1 protein-coding gene is annotated in these 917 nt (G+C 63.1%); it reads left to right on the plus strand.

Features of this window, described 5'->3' with window-relative positions; all coding sequences use genetic code 11:
• Nucleotides 1–180: 180 nt before the first annotated feature.
• Nucleotides 181–810 carry a glutathione S-transferase gene (locus QMX98_RS34750; RefSeq protein ID WP_077747449.1) on the plus strand — a complete coding sequence of 210 codons (630 nt, stop codon included), beginning with the start codon at nt 181–183 and terminating at the stop codon, nt 808–810.
• Nucleotides 811–917: the final 107 nt, after the last annotated feature.

Here is a 917-nt window from a genome sequence, read left to right on the forward strand (position 1 = left end):
GCGGCCTGCTGCAACGCCGCTGATCCTTGTGGGAGCGAGCCTGCGCGCGATGGCGGCCTGACATTCAACAGGGGTGCTGAATGTAAACGACCTCTTCGCGAGCAGGCTCGCCCCCACGATCTTGAGCAATCTCTTGAACGCGCTATGCTGCCCAGCATTGCCCAACTCCGAGACGCTGCCATGTCCGCCCCCAGCATGACCCTGTTCCACAATTCGTTATCGCCCTTCGTCCGCAAAGTCATGGTGCTGCTGCACGAAACCGGTCAGACCGACCGCGTGGCGTTGCAAGACTGCGTGCTCACACCGGTAAGCCCGGATCAGGCGCTCAACGAAGACAACCCGCTGGGCAAGATCCCGGCCCTGCGCCTGGCCGACGGCAACGTTATCCATGACAGCCGGGTGATCCTCGATTACCTCGATCATCAACACGTCGGCAACCCGCTGATCCCCCGCGACGGTTCGGCCCGCTGGCGCCGTTTGACCCTGGCCTCGCTGGCCGACGGGATCATGGACGCGTCGGTGGTGGTTCGTTATGAAGTGGTCCTGCGCGCCCCCGAAAAACAGTGGGACGAATGGCTCGATGGCCAGCGCGACAAGATTCGTCGCGCACTGGCGCTGTTGGAGAAGGACGCGATTGCCGAGCTGACCAGCCATTTCGATGTGGCGGCGATCAGCGTGGCGTGTGCGCTGGGTTACCTCGACCTGCGCCACCCGGATCTGCAATGGCGCGAGGCGAATCCCCAGCTGGCGGCCTGGTATTTCGAGGTGAGCCAGCGGCCGTCGATGGTGGCGACGATGCCGAAGGTTTGAATCTTCGCTGACGGTTCCGGCCTCATCGCGAGCAGGCTCGCTCCCACAGTTGATCGGTGGTGTGCACGAACCTTGTGTTCACTGCAGATCCCATGTGGGAGCGAGCC

Origin of the sequence: Pseudomonas sp. PS02303 (assembly GCF_029959925.1) — a bacterium.
Lineage (GTDB): Bacteria > Pseudomonadota > Gammaproteobacteria > Pseudomonadales > Pseudomonadaceae > Aquipseudomonas > Aquipseudomonas mandelii.

Bases quoted from the DNA above. Each gene is read 5' to 3' on its own strand.
- QMX98_RS34750 (WP_077747449.1), top strand. From the start codon at position 181: ATGTCCGCCCCCAGCATGACCCTGTTCCACAATTCGTTATCGCCCTTC.